Source organism: Craurococcus roseus, assembly GCF_039523795.1.
Taxonomy (GTDB): Bacteria; Pseudomonadota; Alphaproteobacteria; order Acetobacterales; family Acetobacteraceae; genus Craurococcus; species Craurococcus roseus.
The window spans coordinates 149,511-166,272 of record NZ_BAAAFZ010000006.1 but is presented as its reverse complement, the minus strand read 5'-3'; the positions used below and the strand labels follow the sequence as shown (position 1 = coordinate 166,272).

Sequence of the window (16,762 nt, the reverse complement as noted above, 5' to 3'; positions counted from 1 at the left end):
CCGCGCCGGCCTGCGGCGGCTCTGGCGCGGCGGGGTCCAAGCGGGACCAAGGCGCGTCGCCGCTCACTTGTGGCAGATAGAGCAGCGGGTGAGCGGCGGCACCTCAACGCCGAGGTGCTCGTAACGCAAGGCGGCCAAGGTCCCGGCGCCGGGCGCCGAGGGCGGCGCCCCAGGCACGGGGCGCCAATCGCGGTCGAACGCCGCTTCCGCGGATGGTCGCAGGCGCGGGGCCGGGTCGCGGTGGCAGTCCAGGCACCAACCCATGTGCAGCGGCTCCGCCTTCACTGTGCGCGGCATCTCCCAGACCCGCCCGTGGCACGTCTCGCAAGCGACGCCGGCTTGCGTGTGCGCACCGTGGTGGAAGCGCACGTGCTCCGGCAGCCGGTGGACCGAGGACCACTCGACCGGCGCGCCGAGCGCGAGCGCGGTGCGCAGCGGCGCGAACTGCGCGTCCACGCTCCAAACGCGGGCGTGGCAGCCGAGGCAGGTCTCGGCCGTCGGCATGCCCGCTGAGGCGGCGCTCTCCACCGAAGCGTGGCAGTAGCGGCAATCCAGCCCGAGTTGCCCGGCGTGGATGGCGTGGCTGTACGGGATCGGCTGCGCCGCCGGCCGGCCCACCGCCCAGGTGGAGCCCGCGCGTGCGGCGACGAAGGCCGCGCCGGCGGCCAGCAACGCCGCGCCTGCGCCTACCCAGAGGGCGAGGTGGAGCCGGGCGTCGGCCCGTCGGGAGAAGACCTGCGGCATGGCAGCGAGGATTGCTCTGCGGGGGCGATGGCGTAGGGTCAACCCCGCCCCGACTCTTTTACGGACGGGCCGCGAGATCCTGCCCCTTGACGCGGTCCGGAGCCCGAGCGGCTTCCCGGGCTCGTTGCGCGTGCCAAGCGCACGCCCGCGGGAACGGGTTCCGCGGCGCCAGTCCGGCTTCATGGGCCTCCCGTCCGGGTCTATAGGTCCGCGGCACGACGATGGTTGGGAGAGGAAACATGGCCGACGCCTTTATCTGCGACGCGGTGCGCACCCCTATAGGCCGTTACGCCGGCGGCCTCGCCCCGGTCCGCGCCGACGACCTCGGGGCGGTCCCGCTGAAGGCGCTGCGGGAGCGCAACCCCGGCGTGGACTGGGAAGCGGTGGAGGACGTGGTCTTCGGCTGCGCCAACCAAGCCGGGGAGGACAACCGCAACGTCGCCCGCATGGCGCTGCTGCTGGCCGGCCTGCCGCCGACCATCCCGGGCAGCACGGTGAACCGGCTGTGCGGGTCGGGGATGGACGCGGTCGGCATCTGCGCCCGCGCCATCAAGGCCGGCGAGGCCGACCTCATGCTGGCCGGCGGCGTCGAGAGCATGACCCGCGCGCCCTTCGTGATGGGCAAGAGCACGGAGGCGTTCAGCCGCCAGGCCGAGATCTTCGACACCACGATCGGCTGGCGCTTCGTCAACCCCAAGATGAAGGCCGGGCACGGCATCGACTCCATGCCGGAGACGGCGGAGAACGTGGCGCAGGAGTTCCAGATCAGCCGCGCCGACCAGGACGCCTTCGCCTTCCGCTCGCAGCAGCGCGCCGGCAAGGCCCAGGCCGAGGGACGCTTCGCCGAGGAGATCGTCGCCGTCGAGATTCCTCGCCGCAAGGGCGACCCGGTCCGGGTCGAGAAGGACGAGCACCCGCGCCCCGACACGACGCTTGAGGCCCTGGCCAAGCTGCCGACACCCTTCCGCAAGGAGGGCGGCAGCGTCACCGCCGGCAACGCCAGCGGCGTGAACGACGGCGCCTGCGCCGTCATCGTGGCGAGCGCCGACGCGGCGAAGCGCCACGGGCTGACGCCCAGGGCGCGCGTCGTCGCGGCGGCGACCGCCGGCGTCCCGCCGCGCATCATGGGCTTCGGCCCGGCGCCCGCGACGCGCAAGGTGCTGGAAAAGGCCGGGCTCTCGCTCCGCGAGATCGACGTGATCGAGCTGAACGAAGCCTTCGCGGCGCAGGCCCTGGCCGTGACCCGCGACCTCGGCCTGCCGGACGACGCCGAGCACGTGAACCCGAACGGCGGCGCCATCGCGCTCGGCCACCCGCTCGGCATGTCCGGCGCCCGGCTGGTGCAAACGTCGGTGCACGAGCTGCACCGGCGGAAGGCCCGCTACGCCCTGGCCACCATGTGCATCGGCGTCGGCCAGGGCATCGCCATGGTGCTGGAGCGGGTCTGAAGCCCGCCGCTCACCAGCGCCGCGGGTCGTAGAAGGCGAGGCGGCCGTGGCCCATGCGCCGCGCCGCCAGGGCGCCCACCGCCAGCGCGCCGAGGCCCGCCAGCGCCGCCGTCGTGGCGACCGGGTGCATCTGCGCTTCCAGCAGCAGGCTGGTCTTGCGCACCGGCGACACCGGGCGGGTCAGGCTGCGCTCGGTCCCGCCCGCCTTCGTCTGGTACAGGCTGTCCGCGCGCTCGGGCCGTGGCGCGCGGTCCGTGGTCTGCGCGGCGAGGCCCGTGGCCTCCATCGCCAGGTCGGTCAGGCGCGGGAAGAGCTGGCCCACGAGCGAGATCGCGTACCCGCCGAAGCCGATCACGACGGTCCGCCGGCGGTTCTCGCAGGCGAACAGGATGGCGCGCGCCACCAAGCGCGGGTCGTAGGCGGGCGGCGGCACCATGAGCCCCGGCTCGCCGGTCAGGTTGCGCGCGTGCTCCTGGAAAGGGGTGTCGATGCCGGCCGGCTTGACCAGCGTGACGTTCACCGGCGCCCCGCTCCGCTCCAGTTCCATCCGCAGCGCGTCCGTGAACGCCTTCACCGCGAACTTGGTGGCCGAATAGGGCCCTTGCAGCGCCATCGCGCGGTCCGACAGCACGCTGCCGATGTTGACCAGCGTCCCGCCGTGCGCCTTGAACTCGCGCACGGCGATCATGGAGCCGTGGACCACGCCCCAGTAGTTGGTCTCGAAGACGCGCCGGTGGTCCTCCAGCGGTATGCGCTCCATGCCGCCGTAGACCGAAATCCCCGCGTCGTTCACCCAGGCGTCGAAGCCGCCGAAGGCCTCGCGCGCCTTGGCCGCCGCCTTCTCCAGCGCGTCCTTGTCGGCCACGTCCGCGACCGCGTACTCCGCCCGCCCGCCGCGGTCGCGCAGCTCCCCGACGATCTTCCGCAGCTCGTCCTCGTTGCGGGACACGAGCACGACCTTCGCGCCCCGCTCGCTGGCCAGCCGTGCCGTGGCGAGGCCGATGCCGGAGCTGGCGCCGGTTATGACGATCGTCTGTTGCGAAACGGGCTTGGGGCGGAATCTGGAAGCCATGGACATACCTTGCCGGTTACGGGGTCGGGGGCATGAACCGCCCGCCCCCGGCCCGGTTCCCGCGCCCGCCGGCGGCAGGACGCCCGTCAGATGGCCAGGGTGCCCGCCTTCGCCGCCGCGTAGCGCGCCGCCACGCGGTCCCAATTCACCACGTTCCACCAGGCGGACAGGTACTCGGGCCGCCGGTTCTGATACTTGAGGTAGTAGGCGTGCTCCCACACGTCGTTGCCGATCAGAACGCGCCCGCCGTCCATCAGCGGCGTGTCCTGGTTGGGCCTGCTAGCGAGGGCGAGCTTGCCCGTGCGGTCCACGGTGACGAACACCCAGCCCGAGCCGAAGACGCGCCCGCCCATGGCGTTGAAATCGGTCTTCATCTTGTCGAAGCCGCCGAGGTCGCGCTCGATCGCCTGCGCCAGCTCGCCCGAAGGCGCCCCGCCCTTGCCGCCCATGATCTCCCAGAACATGGCGTGGTTGGCGTGGCCGCCGCCGTTGTTGCGCACCGCGGTCCGCACCGCCTCCGGCACCTCGTTCAGCGAGGCCAGGATGCGCTCGATCGGCTGCTGCGCCAGTTGCGCGTGGTCGCGCAGCGCGTTGTTCAGGTTCGTCACGTAGGCCTGGTGGTGCCGCCCGTGGTGGAGCTGCATGGTCTGCGCGTCGATGTGCGGCTCGTTCGCGTCCGCGCCATAAGGGAGCGGAGGCAGCGTGAAGGGCCCGGACGGGGCCTGTTGCGCGCGGGCCGCGCGCGGCAAGGGGACGGCGGCGGCGAGCGCGGCCGCCCCGCCCAGGAACAGCGCTTGGCGGCGGGACATGGTGTGCATGCGTCGTGGTCTCCCTGGATGCCAGCCCCAGGACATGGGGTGTTCCGGCGCAGGGGGAACCGCTATCAGCGGACCGCGTTCCACCGCCGAAGACCGGATCGTATCGGGCAAGGAGCAATCCCATGAGCAGCAGCAGCAGCGCAGCCAACGACTTTTCCACCGACGCCCGCCGGGTCGCCGACCAGGCCGCGGCTTCGACCAGCCGCGTCGCGGACGACGCGCAGGAGGAACTCGCCCGCCTGCGCGGCCAAGTGGAGCGCTTGATGCAGGAGCGGGTGACGCCCGCCCTCGCCGGCGCCGCCGACCAAGTGTCGGATTACGCCAACCGTGCCCGCGAGACCATCGAGGACCAGGCCGAGAGCTTCGCCGAAACGGTGCGCGAGCGGCCCCTGCTCGCCGTCGGCATCGCCGTCGCCGCCGGCTACCTCGTCGGCAGGCTGATGGGCGGCAACACCTACGTCTACCCGCGGGGCCGCTAAGCGCTCGCCTGGGTGGGGCGTCCGCGCCCCGCCCAACGTTCCGTACCATTCTGTAGCGTTTGACCCGCCTGCCGCCGCCCATCGGGGCCGAGGCGGCGGGGATGAGGGATGAGCCGAATGCGGCTGTTTCGCCTTCTGCAACTCGCCGCACAGGCGGAAATGCTCCGGTGGAAGCGGACGGGCCGGGGCTACGCCATCCAGGCGGGCCTCGGCGCGGGCGCCGCCGTTTTCGGCCTCATGATGCTGGTTATGCTGCACCTCGCGGCCATGGCGTGGCTCACGGAGACGAGTCTCGGTCCGGTGGGCGCCGCCCTCGTCGTGGCCGCCGTGGACCTCGTGCTGGCGGGGCTGTTCGGTTTCCTGGCGGCCCGCGGCGGCCTCGACCCCGTGGCAGTGGAGGCAGAGCGCGTGCGCGACAACGCGCTCCGGCAGGTCGGCGACCAGACGGCGCGCGCGGCGGTCATCCTGCCGATGCTGCGCAGCAGGTCCATCAAGAAGGGCCTGTTCGGCACCGCCGCCACTGCGCTCCTGGTCGGGTTGATCGCGCGCCGCCGCTGACGGTAAAGGTCCCGCGCCCGGCGCGCAGCCCGGGGGAGGGGGCCGCCGATGTCCGACGCCGGAGACACCGTTGTGATGCGCCGCGAAGGCGCGATCGGCACGGTGCTGATGAACCGGCCGCGCGCGCTGAACGCGCTCGACATCGGCATGATCCGCGGCATCCAGGCGGCGATCGACGCGTGGCGGGACGACGCCGGGGTCAAGCTGGTGCTGCTGGAAGGCGCCGGCGGCAAGGCGTTCTGCGCCGGCGGCGACGTGCGCGGCATCCGCGACTTCGCCATCGCCGGCGACGCCGCCTCCATCGAGGCGTTCTTCGTTGAGGAGTACGCCATGAACCGCGGGATCGCGCGGTTCCCCAAGCCTTGGGTCTCCTTCATCGACGGCGTTTGCATGGGCGGCGGCATCGGCGTCTCCGTCCACAACGGCCCGCGGGTCGCCACCGAAAACGCTTTGCTGGCGATGCCCGAAACGGCCATCGCGCTGTTCCCCGACGTCGGCACCTCCTTTGTCCTGCCCCGCCTGCCCGGCGAGTTGGGCACGTGGCTCGCCCTCACCGGCGCGCGCCTCAAGGGCGCCGACGCCGTCCACGCCGGGCTGGCCGACCGCTTCGTCCGGCGCGAGCGCCTGCCGGACCTCAAGGCCGCGCTCATGGACGGCGACGCCTCGGTGGTGGAGCGCTTCGCGGAGGAGCTTCCCCCTGCCAGCTTCGACGCCCACCGCGACGCGATCGGCCGTTGCTTCGCCGGCCGCTCGGTGCCCGACATCCTGCGCGCCTTGGAAGCGGAAGGGACGGAGTGGGCCGCGGAGCAGGCGGCGACCCTCAGCCGCATGTCGCCCACCAGCCTCGCCGTCTCGCTCGAACTGCTGCGGCGCGGCGCGGACGCGACCTTGGACGAGTGCCTGGAGATGGAGCTCGCCCTCACGCGCACGGTGGTCGGCCGCCACCCGGATTTCCGCGAAGGCGTGCGCGCCCTGCTGGTGGACAAGGACAACACGCCGTCCTGGTCGCCGGCCCGCATCGAGGACCTGGACCCGGCCGCCATCCGGGCGATGTTCGCCGGTTGACGACGACGGCCGGGCTCAGCGCCCGACCAGCACCAGCACCACGCCGAGCACCAGCACCAGCGCGCCGCCGATCTCGCTGCGGGTCGGGCTTTCGCCGAGGTAGAAGCGGCTGAACAGCAGGGTGAACAGGATCTCCACCTGCCCCACCGCGCGCACCAGCGCCACGGGCGCCAGGGCGAAGCCGGTGAACCAGCACGCCGAGCCGCAGGCCGAGAGCGCCCCCACCTGCGCCGAGCTGCGCCAGGAGGCGAACACGGCGCGCGCCTGCCCCGGTTCCCGCGCCAGCAGCCAGCCGCCCTGCATCACGGTCTGCATGGTGTTGATGACCACCAGCGCCACCAGCGCGCGCAGGATGGGGTCGTCGCCGGGCAAGGAGGTGTTCGCCGCCTTGATCAGCACCGCCGAGAACGCGAAGCCGGTCCCCGCCGCCAAGCCGCAGAGCGCCGCCGGTTGCGCCGTGGCGCGCAGCAGCTCGCGCGGCGACAGGTCGCGCCCGGCGAGCGACAGCCACAGCACCCCGGCCACGCCCACCGCGATGCCGAACCACGCGAGCGGCGAGATGCGCTCCCCGAGCAAGGCCAGCGCCAGCACCGCCCCCTGCACCGCTTCCGTCTTGGCGTAGGCCGTCCCCACCGCGAAGCCGCGGTGCCCGAAAGCCATGATGAGCAGGTTTGTGCCGAGGATCTGCGCCAGGCCGCCGGCGGCGCAGAACATCAGGAAGGCCGCGTTCGGCGCCGGCAAGCCGCCGCCGAAGGCCAGCAGGTAGAGGGTCAGCAGCGCCGCGCCGACCGGCACGCCGTACAGGTAGCGCACCACCGCCGCGCCGTTCACCGAGAGCTGCCCGCGCAACCGCTGCTGCAAGGCGGTGCGCCAGCACTGGAACAGCGCCGCGGCGAGGGTGACGGGCAGCCACAGGGGCGAAAGGACCATGCCCCGCGGTCAGCCCACGTCGAGCTGCAAGCCCTCCTTGCGGATCACCTCGCGCCACTTGGCGGTCTCGGCCTTGACGAAGGCGCCGAACTCCTCCGGCGACCCGCGCAGCGCGGCGCCGCCGAGTTCGGAGAACCGCCGTTCGGTGTCGGGCAGGTCCATCCAGGCGGCCATCTCGGCGTTGATGGCGCGGATCGTCGGCGCCGGCGTGCCGGCGGGCGCGAACAGGCCGAACCAGGTGTTCACCTCGTAGGACGCCAATTCCGGCACGCTCTCCCGCATCGTCGGCACGTCGGGCAACTGCGGGTTGCGCTCGGCGCTCGTCACCGCCAACGCCCGCAGGCGCCCGCCGCGGATGTGCTCGATCACGCCCGTCAGGTTGTCCACCAGGAAGCCGACGTTGTTCGACAGCAGTTCCGTCTGCGCCGGCGCGGAGCCGCGGAACGGCACGTGGATGGCCTTGGCGTCCAGCAGTTGCAGCATCCACACCGGCGACAGGTGCGTGGACTGCCCGACGCCCGTGGAGGCGTAGGTGACGCGCCCGGGCTCCCGCCGCAGCCAGGCGACGAACTCCCCCATGGTCCGCGCCGGCGCGGCGGCGTTCACCACCAGCACGTTCGGCCCGCGGATCTGGCCCGACACCGGCGCTATCTGGTCCTCCCGGTACGGCAGGTTGCGGAACAGGGAGTAGGCGATGGCCTGCGGCCCGATGTTGCCCGAAAGCAGGGTGAGCCCGTTCGGCGCGGCGCGCACCACGTCCAGCGTGCCGATGGTGCCGCCCGCGCCCGAACGGTTCTCCACCGCCACCGGCACGCCCCACCGCGCTTGCAGGTGCTGCGCGCAGAGGCGCCCCATGATGTCGGTGGTGCCGCCGGGCGCGGCGGGCACGACGATCCGCACCTGCGACGCCGGCCGCCACTGCGCGGGCGCCTGCGCGCGGGCGGCGCGGCCGCCGCCGGCCAGGGCGGGCGCGGCTGACAGGAGCAGCGCCGACCGGCGCGTCAATCGTGGCATGCTTCCTCCGGGTGTGCGGTCGCGGCGTTCCGGCGCAGCATGGCGCGGGCGCCCGCGCGGGGGAAGTTCAGGGCGCCGCCGCCGGCGGGTTGGCGCCCGGCAGTTCGACCGTGTGGACCACCACGTCGCCGTCCAGCACGCGCGCCAGCGCGTAGCACGGCGCTTCCGTGCGGCTGACCACGGCTTCGCCGGGCTGCTGGTCCAGCGCGACGGCGAAGGCGGTGCCCCGCAGCGACGAGATCGGCATGCCGCGCCAGGAGCCGGCGATCGGCCGGTGCAGGTGGCCGTGGAAGATGTGCCGCACGCGCGCCCGGTGCGGCTCCAGCGTCGCCCACAGCGCGTCCGCGTCGCGCAGCGCGATCTGGTCCATGAACGGGATGCCGACCGGCAGCGGCGGGTGGTGCAGGAACAGCAGCACCGGCCCGGCCGACTCCGCGAGGCGCGCCGCCAGCCACGCGAGGCGCCGGGCGCAGAGCTCCCCCTCCAGCCGCCCTGGCGCCAGCGTGTCAAGCATCAGGCACAACCCGGCCGGCGTCTGGAGGGCCTTCTGCACGAAGCCGGCGTCGTCCAGCGGCTCCGCGGGGAAGGCGTCGCTGAAGGCGTCGCGGTCGTCGTGGTTGCCGAGCAGCAGGTGCACCGGCCAGGGCAGGCCGCCCAGCATCCCGCGCAGCCGGGCGTAGGCCGCCGGCTCGCCGTCGCGCACCAGGTCGCCGGTGAACACCGCGAAAGCGGCGGGCGACGCGCCGCCGGGCCCGTGGCGCCGCGCCGCGTCGGCAAGGGCGGCGGCCAAGCCCTGCGCCGGATCGCCGCCCGAAACGGTCCCGCCCGGCGGCGGCACGTGCGGGTCGGTGAAGTGCAGGAAGCAGAACGGTGCCATGCGATTCCTTCAACCAGGATGTCGCGTGCGGCAACGCAATTCAATCGGCGCGGATGCTGCTCTCCGCGATCACAACCCGAGCGTTGCGGCAGGGATCGAGGCCGCTCAACTCTATGGCGCGGCCGTCCGCCCAGACGATGCGGAGCGTGAGGCCGGGGACGCCGGGCACCACCACCGGACGAGCCGCCCCTTGCGCCAACTCGACGCCGAGCAGCAGGTCCTCCCCCCAAGCGCCCGGCGCGCCGTAGTAAAGCTGCTCCACCGGCCGGGCGGCCAGGTTCGCAACGTCCAAGCGGCGCGGCCCGCAAGCCGGCCGCCCGGTCTGGACGACGCAGGCGGACAGCAGCGTGGCGAAGGCGAGCAGCGTGGGGAGCGGTGGGTGCGCCAATGCGGGATTCCCTGCCTGTTGTGGGGACCGCACACTGGACCGGCCGGAGCGGCGGGATCAATCCGCTCCCGTAGCGCCACCATCACACCGGTTCCGGATCGATCGGCGCCGGCGGCACGCCTCCCGCCTCGATCGCCTCGCCGGCCGCCAGCAGCAGATCCTCCCGGTAGCGCCCCGCGACGAGTTGCACGCCCAGCGGCACCGCGCCTTCGAGGCCGGTCGCCACCGCGAGCCCCGGCAGGCCGAGCAGCGGCAGGCCCACCTGCGGCAGTTGCGCGGCCATGATGCGCTCGAACGCCGCGAAGCTTTCGACATCGCTGTTGTCGCGGAACGGGGGTTCGCCCGAAACCGGCATCAGCGCGATCGGGAAGCGCTCCAGGAACAGCAGCCATTCCCGAACCAGGCCGGCGCGGCGCTGCAAGCCGTCCTGGAAGGCGTGGAAGTCCGGCTCCGGGCAGAGGCGCTCCATGCAGCCGTACACCGCGGTCGCGTCCGGGTCGGCCTCGCGCGCGACGGCGGCGCCCACGCCGCGCCGCATCTCGGCCAGCCAGAGCATCAGTTGCAGCCGCGCCGGCTCGGCCAGCGGCGGCGGGTTCGGCGCCTCCTCGACGATCCAGCCGGCGGCCTCCAGGCGCCGCGCCGCGTCGCGCAGCGCCGCCGCGACGGGCGCCTGCACCGCCATGCCGTCCGGCGAGGCGCAGAGCGCGGCGCGCTTCGGCGCGGGCGGGCCTTCCAACGGCGCTGGCACCCACCACGGGTCGCGCGGGTCCGGCCGTGCCATCGCCGCCAGCGCCAAGCGGAGATCGGCGACCGTCCGCGCGATGGGGCCCGACACCGCCGTCAACTGGGCGCCGATCGCGCGCTCCGGCCCCGAGGCGTTGAAGGCGGCGACGCGGCCGGGCGTGGGGCGCAGCCCGTGCACGCCGCAGGCGTAGGCGGGGTAGCGGATGGAGCCGGCTATGTCCGTGCCGTGCGCCACCGCGCCGATGCCCGCCGCCACCGCCGCCGCAGCGCCGCCGGAGGAGCCGCCGGGCGTGAGGGAGGGGTCGCGCGGGTTGCGCGTGTGGCCGTGCAGGCTGTTGCGGGTGAACCAGCGCAAGGAGAAGGCCGGCGTGTTGGTGCGGCCGAGCACCACGGCGCCGGCGCGGCGCAGGTTGGAGACGACGGGGTTGTCGTGCTCGGCGACCAGGCCGCGCTGGATGCGGAGGCCGTTGGTGGTGGCCCAGCCCTTCTGGTCCACGTTCACCTTGATGGTGACGGGCACGCCCGCCATCGGCCCCGGGTCCTCGCCCAGCGCCAACGCCGCGTCCACCGCCGCCGCTTCCGCCATCGTCTGTTCCGCGCTGTGGGCGACCACGGCGTTGATGGCCGGGTTCGCCGCGTCCAGCCGGGCGAGCGCGTCCCGCGCCGCCTCGGCGGCGGACACGTCGCGCGCCCGCACGCGGGCGGCGAGTTCGGTGGCGGAAAGGCGCCAGAGTTCGGTCATGCCCACCCCGTCGTGCTGCGCGGCGCATGGTCTCGCCCCGCCGCGCGAGGGTCAATGCGGGTGCGCCCGGCGCCGCGTCAGAGCTTTTTCATGTACTCGACCAGGGCCAGACGCTGGGCCTCGGTCAGCCGCCCATTGCCGTAGTCGTGCCCCGCGTTGGAGTTGCCGGGGATCGGCCGCCCCTGCGCGTCCACGGTCGAGAAGACCTGCGTGTTCCCGGGCGCGGCTTCGTCGGTCGAGTAGCCGACGTGCTTGGGTTCGAATTCCCGCGTGCCGACGCGGAAGGCCGCGACGCGCCGCTCCGGCGGCAGGAGCAACTGGTACAGGTTGGGCACCGAGCCGTTGTGCAGGTACGGCCCCGTCGCCCAGACGCCGGTGAGGGGCCGTGCCTTGTAGCCCAGTATCTCGCTCTTCTCCGTCATGCAGCGGTTCAGCCGCGCCTGCCTCGGATCGATGCGGGGCGCGACGCCGAAGGGCGCGAATTCCGCCTCCGGCAAGACGAAGACGCGCGGCTTCCGGTCGCCGAAGGCGAAGGTGGAGGCCGCGGCCGCGATGACGTCCTTCTTGGCCCCCGCGAGGGCGCCGCCGACCGTGGTGGACAGCATCGCGGACAGGTTCGCGGTCTGCGGCAACGCGTCGCCGGAGAAGTACTCTGCCCGGTAGCCCCGCAACCGCCCGCTCGCCGACTGGTAGGCGTAGGCGTTGCACGCCATCCAAGGGTCGGTGAGGGGCGGGCTGTTCCGCTGCGCCGGCTCGCCCGGTTTCGGGGGAGGCTGGCTCGCGTCGTTGAAGAAGGCGATCCGGTCCGGCACGCGTGTGGTCAGGTCCGACAGGGGCAGGTGGCAGGAGGCGCAGTTCGCCTTGAACAACGCCTCGCCCTCGGCCGCGAGCCGCTCGTCGATGGCGGGGAAGGCGCCCGGCCACTTCGGCGGCTCCAGCCGCATCAACTGCTGCTCCAGCCCCACGAGGCTTTCGACATCGACGCTCGACACGAAGCCCGTCAGCAGCGGGGGCTTCTTCCGCGGGATGACGACGTCGGCGAAGACGCCGATCACCTCCCCCGTGTTGCGGCCCAGCGCGCCGATGTCGAAGGTCGCGCCGCTGAGGAACGAGTCGAAGGGCGCGTTGGCGACGACGGCGTTGTATTGGACGTGGTCGAGCTGGTGGATGTTCCACAGGAACGGGTAGCTGACCGGGGCGTCGGCCGGGTTCGGCGTGGCGCCCTTCCGCGACGCCAGCAGCGCCACCTTGTTGTAGATGTGCCCGAAGGCGTCGAGGCGGCCGTAGCCGTAGCGCAGCGGCGTCCGGTTCATCCGCAACTGGTCCGCTTGCCACAACCGCAGCCGCGCGAAGGAACGCCGGAGCATGGTCCGGTTGCGCGGCGTGTCGTCGCCCTTCAGCACGGCGGCGGCGAAGCGGTCCCACCTCGCCGGGTCGCTCGCGGTCTGCGACAGGGAAAGGTTGAGCGCCTCGATGAAGCCCTGGAAGTCGGCCAGGGTCGGGCCGCCGTCGACGCGGATCGTTTGGCCCGCGTGGGTGATCTCGGCCGTGTGGCAGGCCGAGCAGTTCATCCCGACCCAGCGCTCCTCGGGCCCTTGCCCCGCCTTCCAGCGGAGCCGCGTGCGCGAAAGGCGCTCGTCGTTCTGGCCGTCGAGCGCGAAGCCGACCGGGAGGCGCAGGCCGCCCCGGGTGGTGCGGGGCAGGTAGCGGAACCCCGCCATGTGCTCGTCGTCGAGGAAGGGCCGCTCGTTGCCTGGTTGCTCCAGCGCGGCGAGCCAAGCGTAGGGTATCAGGCGGGAGCCCTGGGTCGCCTCGTACCAATCGGCTTGCTGTTCCCCGGTCCAGCCCTGGCTCATGGGGGCCCGGGGTTGGGTCTGGGGCTTGGCGCAAGACGCCGCGGCCAACGCCGCCAGCGCGCCGAACAGCTTCATCGCTCCGGCTTTCCGCACCGCTGCACCCTCCTCCCGCCCAGGCGTCCGGCGAGCGGCCGCCCCGGCCCGCCTCGCGGCTGCCGATCACTGCCGCCGCAGGTCCGCCACCGCAGGTTCACACGCGGGTACGGCCGGCGGATGTGCGCCGCGTCACATGTCGTTACGCGCCGCCGTGGCCCTGCCGGTGGCGCGCGGAGGTCCAGTCCCCCCATCCGCCGGTCCTCCGCATGGGCTTGCAATGCCTGCCCTACCGGCCCATCTTACTCAGGTCAGCTTCGTTTGGTTCGGCCCGCTCTCCCTGCTCGTTACCGAGCGCCGAGCCTCGTGTCCGTCTCCTTGCGATGCTCGATCCGCCGCGCGGTGGCGCGCGGACGGCACTTTCTCAAGACACGGAACACAACCATGTCCATCGGAACCGTGAAGTGGTTCAACCCAACCAAAGGCTACGGCTTCATCCAGCCGGATGACGGCTCGAAGGATGTCTTCGTCCACATTTCCGACGTGGAGCGGGCTGGGATCGGCCATCCGCAGGAGGGCCAGAAGTTGGAGTACGAACTCCAGCGCGGCCAGCAGGGCAAGACCTCGGCCACCAACCTGAAGCTGGTCTAAACCCCGCGGGGGAGCGTCGGCGTCCGCGCCGGCGCACTCAGCGGAGCTTGTATCCAGAGTGATGCGGGCCGGCGTCGGCAACGACGCCGCCGCGAAAGGAATGTATGTTCAAGGACTTCTATCGTACCGCCGCTTTGCCGCAGCCGCCCGTCGGTGCCGCCAAGCCGGCCTCGATGCCTTCGGCCGCCGCGTCTGAACCCGAAACCCGGGGACTGACGCGGGACGAGTTGCGCCGGATCGTACTAGACATCGTGGGTTGACCGCGAAAGGGCGGTGCGGCACGCGGGCCGCCCGACCGCCCCGCCCCGGCGCCGCCGGGGACGCGCCCCGGCCCGCGAGGGATGCCACATGCCTCTCCACAGCTTCGCGGTCGGCCAGAGCGTAGAACTGGCGCTCAACAGGTTCGACGGCTCCGCGCCCGCGGGACTGTACACGGTGGTCCGGCTGCTGCCGAACGACTCGAGTGACCGCGAATACCGCGTCAAGAACGTCCGGGACGGCCACGAGCGCGTGGTCCGCGAAAGCCAGATACGCCGCGGTCCCGTTTCGGCGCTCGGCTGAACGTGTAGCGCCGGCCCCGGCCATCCGGGGTACGAGCGCTGCCGGCGGGCGTTCGATACCGCGTACCCGACGAGGGCCGCGCGGCCCAATGCCGATTTTCCAGGATGGCCTCGCCCCAGGCGGGGCCAAAATCATGAGGTTGTCCCGTGGCGCAGACGCAAGGAAAACCCAACGGCCTCGATGCGAACGCCGCCGCAGCGGCCACCGCCAAGATGGAAGAGGAGATCGCCTACCTTTCGAAGCGGCACCGTGTGTCGCCCGCCATCGTGCGGGAGATCATCCGCCGGTCGGGCGCGACCGAGCGCGCCGCCATCGAACGCGAGATCCAGAAGGGCAAGGCGCGGCGCTGAACGGCGCCGCGCGCCGGCCTCCGCTCCGGGCCGCACGACGGGGACAAGTCGCATGGACAAAGACGAACTGACCGGCTGGGCTTTGGCGAACGGCTGGCAGATGATCGCCGGCTGCCCGAGCCTGACGAAGCCGTCCTCGCCCAAGGAGGCCATCGTCCGGATGGTGTTCAAGGCGACGGTCGTGAACGTCGAGGTCAAGAAGCCCGCCGGCAAGTGGGAGAAGGTCTCGGGCGAGAGCTACCCGAAGGTGCGGCTCGATCCCGACTCGGAGATGCCCTTGGGCCTCGGCCTCGATACCATCACGGGCTTTTCCATGCTGATGCGCGACAACAAGGACCGCATGGTCTTCGCCAGGATGGCGGGTCCACCGAAAACCTGACACCGCCGGGCCGGGAACGGACCACCAGGAGCCGCAACGGCGCCATCACGGCGAGCGGCGCCGTTGCGAAACCGCATCGTATTTGTCGGCATCCGTCATCCTGTCGCGTCTGCCCGTCCGTGCTGGAATTCGGCATCGGCGTTGCAGTATGGTGGCGCTTTGATGACACGCGCCTCGAATTTCAGGTGCACCGGAGATGCCGACACCGGGCCTTTCCCTCTTCGGGTTCTTCAGCGACGCCGAGCAGGCGATCGGCTACTTGCGACGCGATTGCGTCCCGGCACCCGGACGGGACTCGGAAACCGAGTTGGCGCAAGAGTGGCGGGACGCGCGGACCAGGATCGGGCCGCGCATCGCCGGCGCGGGCATGGCGGACCCGCAACCGATCCCGGCCCCGTTCCAGCCCTACCTCGAAGCCTTGCTGGAGCAGGCGTGGATGCGGGCCTGCCTGGGCGATCTGGAGGGCGCGTCATTCCGGCTCGTGGAAATCGACCCGCTGCTGTGCCATCAACTCGCCATCGACACGTCCCGCGTGGGCCGGCTCCTGGAGGGGCTGGGCAGCCCCACGCTCGCCGCCCTCTTGGACGTCTGCCTGCCCATGGCGCATCCGGCGCTTCCCTATGATCCTTCGCCGGTTTGGCCGGACTCCACCTCGGTCATCGTCAAGTCCCCGCGCAACGACCTGCGCATCGACCGGTTCGGCGTGTTCGCCGCGGGGACCGACACCGTCCTGCTCGGCGCGCGGCTCCGCTTGGCGAAGCCCTTCGTGCATGTCGCGCGGGTGGACGGGCGTTGCTACCTCCTCAACGGGTACCACCGCCTCTTCGGGTGCAGGCAAGCCGGCGCGACCCACGTGCCGTGCGTCTTCCGCGACGTCCCCGACCACGAGGCGGCCGGCCTCGCGGGCCCCAGGCTCGCGGATGGCCAGATCAGGTTCCCGGTCGGCCTCCTGACGTCGGACAACCCGCCGACGATGGCCCATTTCACCCGCGGCCGGGCGCACGGGGTGGCCCTGCGCGCCAAGTCGCGGGTCGTCCACGTGAGCTGGCACCAGTACCTGGTGCACGACGAGTAGGCCGCGTCCGCCGCGCCCCCGCCGCCGTCAGCGGTTGCGCGCCTTGCGCGCGGCGTAGCGCGCGTCGCGCCGGGCCTTCTGCTCGGCCGCGAGCGCCAGGGCGCGGGCCTTCTTGTCGGCGTCCAGGTTGGCGATGCGCTCCGCTTCGCCCTTCTCGCGCTCCGCCTCCTCGCGGGCGCGGGCCTCCGCTTCGGCCTTGCGCGCCGCTTCCTCGGCGGCCAGCCGCGCCTTTTCCGCTTCGCGCTCCGCTTTGCGCTCGGCCGCGCGCTTTTCGCGCGCCTCCGCCACCGCCTTCTGCGCCGCGATGCGTTCGAGCACGGCGGGGTCGTCGGGCGCGGGCCTCGCGCGGAATTTCTCCAAAGCCGCCTTGCGCGCGTCCGCTTGGGCGGCGAGCCGGTCGTTGAAGCTGTTGCCTTTGAATGCTGCCATGGGGGCGTTCTACCGGACGCCCCGGCCCGGGCAAAGCCCGGCGGCGCCCCTTCGACCCGATGCAGCGAGGCACCCGCCATGACGACCGAGCCCCGTGACGCCGCCGGAGCGATCGACGGCTACCACGCGCACGTCTACTACGATCCGGCCGCCACCCGCGACCGCGCCGAGCGCGTCCGCGCCTCCATCGCCGAGCGCTTCCCCGAGGCGCAGCTCGGCCGTTGGCACGACGTGCCGGTGGGGCCGCACCCGCGGGCGATGTTCCAGATCGCCTTCCCCACCGGATCGTTCCCCGCGCTCGTCCCGTGGTTGATGCTGAACCGGCTCGGCCTCGCGGTGCTGGTGCATCCGAACACGGAGGACGCGCGGGCGGACCACCTGACCCACGCGCTCTGGATGGGCGAAATTCTGCCCTTGAACGCCGACGTGCTGCCCCAGAGCCTCCAGGGTTGAGGCGACGGCCCGGGATGGTGCTAGCGTCCCGGGCGGGTCGGCGGGGGTCCGGGCCACCCGGGCGCCGCGGGTCCGCAACGACCAACGGTCCCCGCC

Annotated in this window: 20 protein-coding genes; 10 read left to right on the top strand and 10 right to left on the bottom strand. The window is 72.6% G+C overall.

What is annotated here, in order from left to right:
• Positions 1 to 63 precede the first annotated feature (63 nt).
• Positions 64 to 744 (bottom strand): cytochrome c3 family protein, encoded by a 681-nt coding sequence (locus ABD067_RS02030; protein ID WP_343893474.1) that lies wholly within the window; start codon positions 742 to 744, stop codon positions 64 to 66.
• Between the two features lie 239 nt (positions 745 to 983).
• On the opposite strand from ABD067_RS02030, the gene pcaF reads away from it, so the two are divergent.
• Positions 984 to 2,192, top strand: coding sequence for a 3-oxoadipyl-CoA thiolase (pcaF, locus tag ABD067_RS02025; protein WP_343893473.1), 1,209 nt, complete (start codon positions 984 to 986; stop codon positions 2,190 to 2,192).
• Positions 2,193 to 2,202: 10 nt separating this feature from the next.
• On the opposite strand, the gene ABD067_RS02020 is transcribed toward pcaF, so the two are convergent.
• Both ABD067_RS02020 and ABD067_RS02015 read right to left on the bottom strand, forming a co-directional pair.
• The gene (locus tag ABD067_RS02020) at positions 2,203 to 3,264 is read right to left on the bottom strand and encodes an SDR family oxidoreductase (RefSeq protein WP_343893472.1); all 1,062 of its coding nucleotides are present in this window, start codon (positions 3,262 to 3,264) and stop codon (positions 2,203 to 2,205) included.
• An 86-nt stretch (positions 3,265 to 3,350) separates the two neighbouring features.
• A complete protein-coding gene (locus tag ABD067_RS02015; protein ID WP_343893471.1) occupies positions 3,351 to 4,082 on the bottom strand; it encodes a superoxide dismutase in 732 nt (243 codons plus the stop codon).
• 122 nt (positions 4,083 to 4,204) lie between these two features.
• Between ABD067_RS02015 and ABD067_RS02010 the strand changes: the two genes are divergently transcribed.
• The 3 genes from ABD067_RS02010 (at position 4,205) to ABD067_RS02000 (ending at position 6,184) form a co-directional block, all read left to right on the top strand.
• Positions 4,205 to 4,561 (top strand): DUF883 family protein, encoded by a 357-nt coding sequence (locus ABD067_RS02010; RefSeq protein ID WP_343893470.1) that lies wholly within the window; start codon positions 4,205 to 4,207, stop codon positions 4,559 to 4,561.
• Between the two features lie 117 nt (positions 4,562 to 4,678).
• Entirely contained in the window at positions 4,679 to 5,119 is a 441-nt protein-coding gene (locus tag ABD067_RS02005) for a phage holin family protein (RefSeq protein WP_343893469.1), read from the top strand.
• A gap of 48 nt (positions 5,120 to 5,167) precedes the next feature.
• A complete protein-coding gene (locus ABD067_RS02000) occupies positions 5,168 to 6,184 on the top strand; it encodes an enoyl-CoA hydratase/isomerase family protein (RefSeq protein ID WP_343893468.1) in 1,017 nt (338 codons plus the stop codon).
• Positions 6,185 to 6,199: 15 nt separating this feature from the next.
• On the opposite strand, the gene ABD067_RS01995 is transcribed toward ABD067_RS02000, so the two are convergent.
• From ABD067_RS01995 to ABD067_RS01970, 6 genes are all read right to left on the bottom strand, one after another.
• Complete coding sequence (locus ABD067_RS01995) at positions 6,200 to 7,114, bottom strand: EamA family transporter (RefSeq protein ID WP_343893467.1); 915 nt, start codon at positions 7,112 to 7,114, stop codon at positions 6,200 to 6,202.
• Between the two features lie 9 nt (positions 7,115 to 7,123).
• Entirely contained in the window at positions 7,124 to 8,128 is a 1,005-nt protein-coding gene (locus ABD067_RS01990) for a Bug family tripartite tricarboxylate transporter substrate binding protein (RefSeq protein WP_343893466.1), read from the bottom strand.
• Positions 8,129 to 8,195: 67 nt separating this feature from the next.
• The gene (locus tag ABD067_RS01985) at positions 8,196 to 9,005 is read right to left on the bottom strand and encodes a phosphodiesterase (protein ID WP_343893465.1); all 810 of its coding nucleotides are present in this window, start codon (positions 9,003 to 9,005) and stop codon (positions 8,196 to 8,198) included.
• 40 nt (positions 9,006 to 9,045) lie between these two features.
• On the bottom strand, positions 9,046 to 9,393 hold the full coding sequence (locus ABD067_RS01980; protein ID WP_343893464.1) for a hypothetical protein: 348 nt from the start codon (positions 9,391 to 9,393) through the stop codon (positions 9,046 to 9,048).
• Between the two features lie 82 nt (positions 9,394 to 9,475).
• A complete protein-coding gene (locus tag ABD067_RS01975; protein ID WP_343893463.1) occupies positions 9,476 to 10,879 on the bottom strand; it encodes an amidase family protein in 1,404 nt (467 codons plus the stop codon).
• Between the two features lie 77 nt (positions 10,880 to 10,956).
• Positions 10,957 to 12,828, bottom strand: a complete 1,872-nt coding sequence (locus ABD067_RS01970) for a di-heme-cytochrome C peroxidase (protein WP_343893462.1) — start codon at positions 12,826 to 12,828, stop codon at positions 10,957 to 10,959.
• Positions 12,829 to 13,212: 384 nt separating this feature from the next.
• Between ABD067_RS01970 and ABD067_RS01965 the strand changes: the two genes are divergently transcribed.
• The 5 genes from ABD067_RS01965 to ABD067_RS01945 all read left to right on the top strand — a co-directional run bounded on the left by ABD067_RS01965 (position 13,213) and on the right by ABD067_RS01945 (position 15,784).
• Positions 13,213 to 13,419, top strand: a complete 207-nt coding sequence (locus ABD067_RS01965; protein ID WP_343893461.1) for a cold-shock protein — start codon at positions 13,213 to 13,215, stop codon at positions 13,417 to 13,419.
• 348 nt (positions 13,420 to 13,767) lie between these two features.
• Positions 13,768 to 13,980, top strand: coding sequence for a hypothetical protein (locus ABD067_RS01960; protein WP_343893460.1), 213 nt, complete (start codon positions 13,768 to 13,770; stop codon positions 13,978 to 13,980).
• 146 nt (positions 13,981 to 14,126) lie between these two features.
• Positions 14,127 to 14,330, top strand: coding sequence for a hypothetical protein (locus tag ABD067_RS01955; protein ID WP_343893459.1), 204 nt, complete (start codon positions 14,127 to 14,129; stop codon positions 14,328 to 14,330).
• A gap of 52 nt (positions 14,331 to 14,382) precedes the next feature.
• On the top strand, positions 14,383 to 14,709 hold the full coding sequence (locus tag ABD067_RS01950; protein ID WP_343893458.1) for a hypothetical protein: 327 nt from the start codon (positions 14,383 to 14,385) through the stop codon (positions 14,707 to 14,709).
• 196 nt (positions 14,710 to 14,905) lie between these two features.
• Entirely contained in the window at positions 14,906 to 15,784 is an 879-nt protein-coding gene (locus ABD067_RS01945) for a ParB/RepB/Spo0J family partition protein (RefSeq protein ID WP_343893457.1), read from the top strand.
• Between the two features lie 27 nt (positions 15,785 to 15,811).
• On the opposite strand, the gene ABD067_RS01940 is transcribed toward ABD067_RS01945, so the two are convergent.
• A complete protein-coding gene (locus tag ABD067_RS01940) occupies positions 15,812 to 16,213 on the bottom strand; it encodes a DUF6481 family protein (protein WP_343893456.1) in 402 nt (133 codons plus the stop codon).
• Between the two features lie 78 nt (positions 16,214 to 16,291).
• Here ABD067_RS01940 and ABD067_RS01935 point away from each other — a divergent pair, with 78 nt between their 5' ends.
• Positions 16,292 to 16,666, top strand: a complete 375-nt coding sequence (locus tag ABD067_RS01935; protein ID WP_343893455.1) for a DOPA 4,5-dioxygenase family protein — start codon at positions 16,292 to 16,294, stop codon at positions 16,664 to 16,666.
• Positions 16,667 to 16,762 lie beyond the last annotated feature (96 nt).

Bases quoted from the DNA above. Each gene is read 5' to 3' on its own strand.
- ABD067_RS02030 (WP_343893474.1), bottom strand. From the start codon at position 744: ATGCCGCAGGTCTTCTCCCGACGGGCCGACGCCCGGCTCCACCTCGCC.
- pcaF (WP_343893473.1), top strand. From the start codon at position 984: ATGGCCGACGCCTTTATCTGCGACGCGGTGCGCACCCCTATAGGCCGT.
- ABD067_RS02020 (WP_343893472.1), bottom strand. From the start codon at position 3,264: ATGGCTTCCAGATTCCGCCCCAAGCCCGTTTCGCAACAGACGATCGTC.
- ABD067_RS02015 (WP_343893471.1), bottom strand. From the start codon at position 4,082: ATGCACACCATGTCCCGCCGCCAAGCGCTGTTCCTGGGCGGGGCGGCC.
- ABD067_RS02010 (WP_343893470.1), top strand. From the start codon at position 4,205: ATGAGCAGCAGCAGCAGCGCAGCCAACGACTTTTCCACCGACGCCCGC.
- ABD067_RS02005 (WP_343893469.1), top strand. From the start codon at position 4,679: ATGCGGCTGTTTCGCCTTCTGCAACTCGCCGCACAGGCGGAAATGCTC.
- ABD067_RS02000 (WP_343893468.1), top strand. From the start codon at position 5,168: ATGTCCGACGCCGGAGACACCGTTGTGATGCGCCGCGAAGGCGCGATC.
- ABD067_RS01995 (WP_343893467.1), bottom strand. From the start codon at position 7,114: ATGGTCCTTTCGCCCCTGTGGCTGCCCGTCACCCTCGCCGCGGCGCTG.
- ABD067_RS01990 (WP_343893466.1), bottom strand. From the start codon at position 8,128: ATGCCACGATTGACGCGCCGGTCGGCGCTGCTCCTGTCAGCCGCGCCC.
- ABD067_RS01985 (WP_343893465.1), bottom strand. From the start codon at position 9,005: ATGGCACCGTTCTGCTTCCTGCACTTCACCGACCCGCACGTGCCGCCG.
- ABD067_RS01975 (WP_343893463.1), bottom strand. From the start codon at position 10,879: ATGACCGAACTCTGGCGCCTTTCCGCCACCGAACTCGCCGCCCGCGTG.
- ABD067_RS01965 (WP_343893461.1), top strand. From the start codon at position 13,213: ATGTCCATCGGAACCGTGAAGTGGTTCAACCCAACCAAAGGCTACGGC.
- ABD067_RS01960 (WP_343893460.1), top strand. From the start codon at position 13,768: ATGCCTCTCCACAGCTTCGCGGTCGGCCAGAGCGTAGAACTGGCGCTC.
- ABD067_RS01950 (WP_343893458.1), top strand. From the start codon at position 14,383: ATGGACAAAGACGAACTGACCGGCTGGGCTTTGGCGAACGGCTGGCAG.
- ABD067_RS01945 (WP_343893457.1), top strand. From the start codon at position 14,906: ATGCCGACACCGGGCCTTTCCCTCTTCGGGTTCTTCAGCGACGCCGAG.
- ABD067_RS01940 (WP_343893456.1), bottom strand. From the start codon at position 16,213: ATGGCAGCATTCAAAGGCAACAGCTTCAACGACCGGCTCGCCGCCCAA.
- ABD067_RS01935 (WP_343893455.1), top strand. From the start codon at position 16,292: ATGACGACCGAGCCCCGTGACGCCGCCGGAGCGATCGACGGCTACCAC.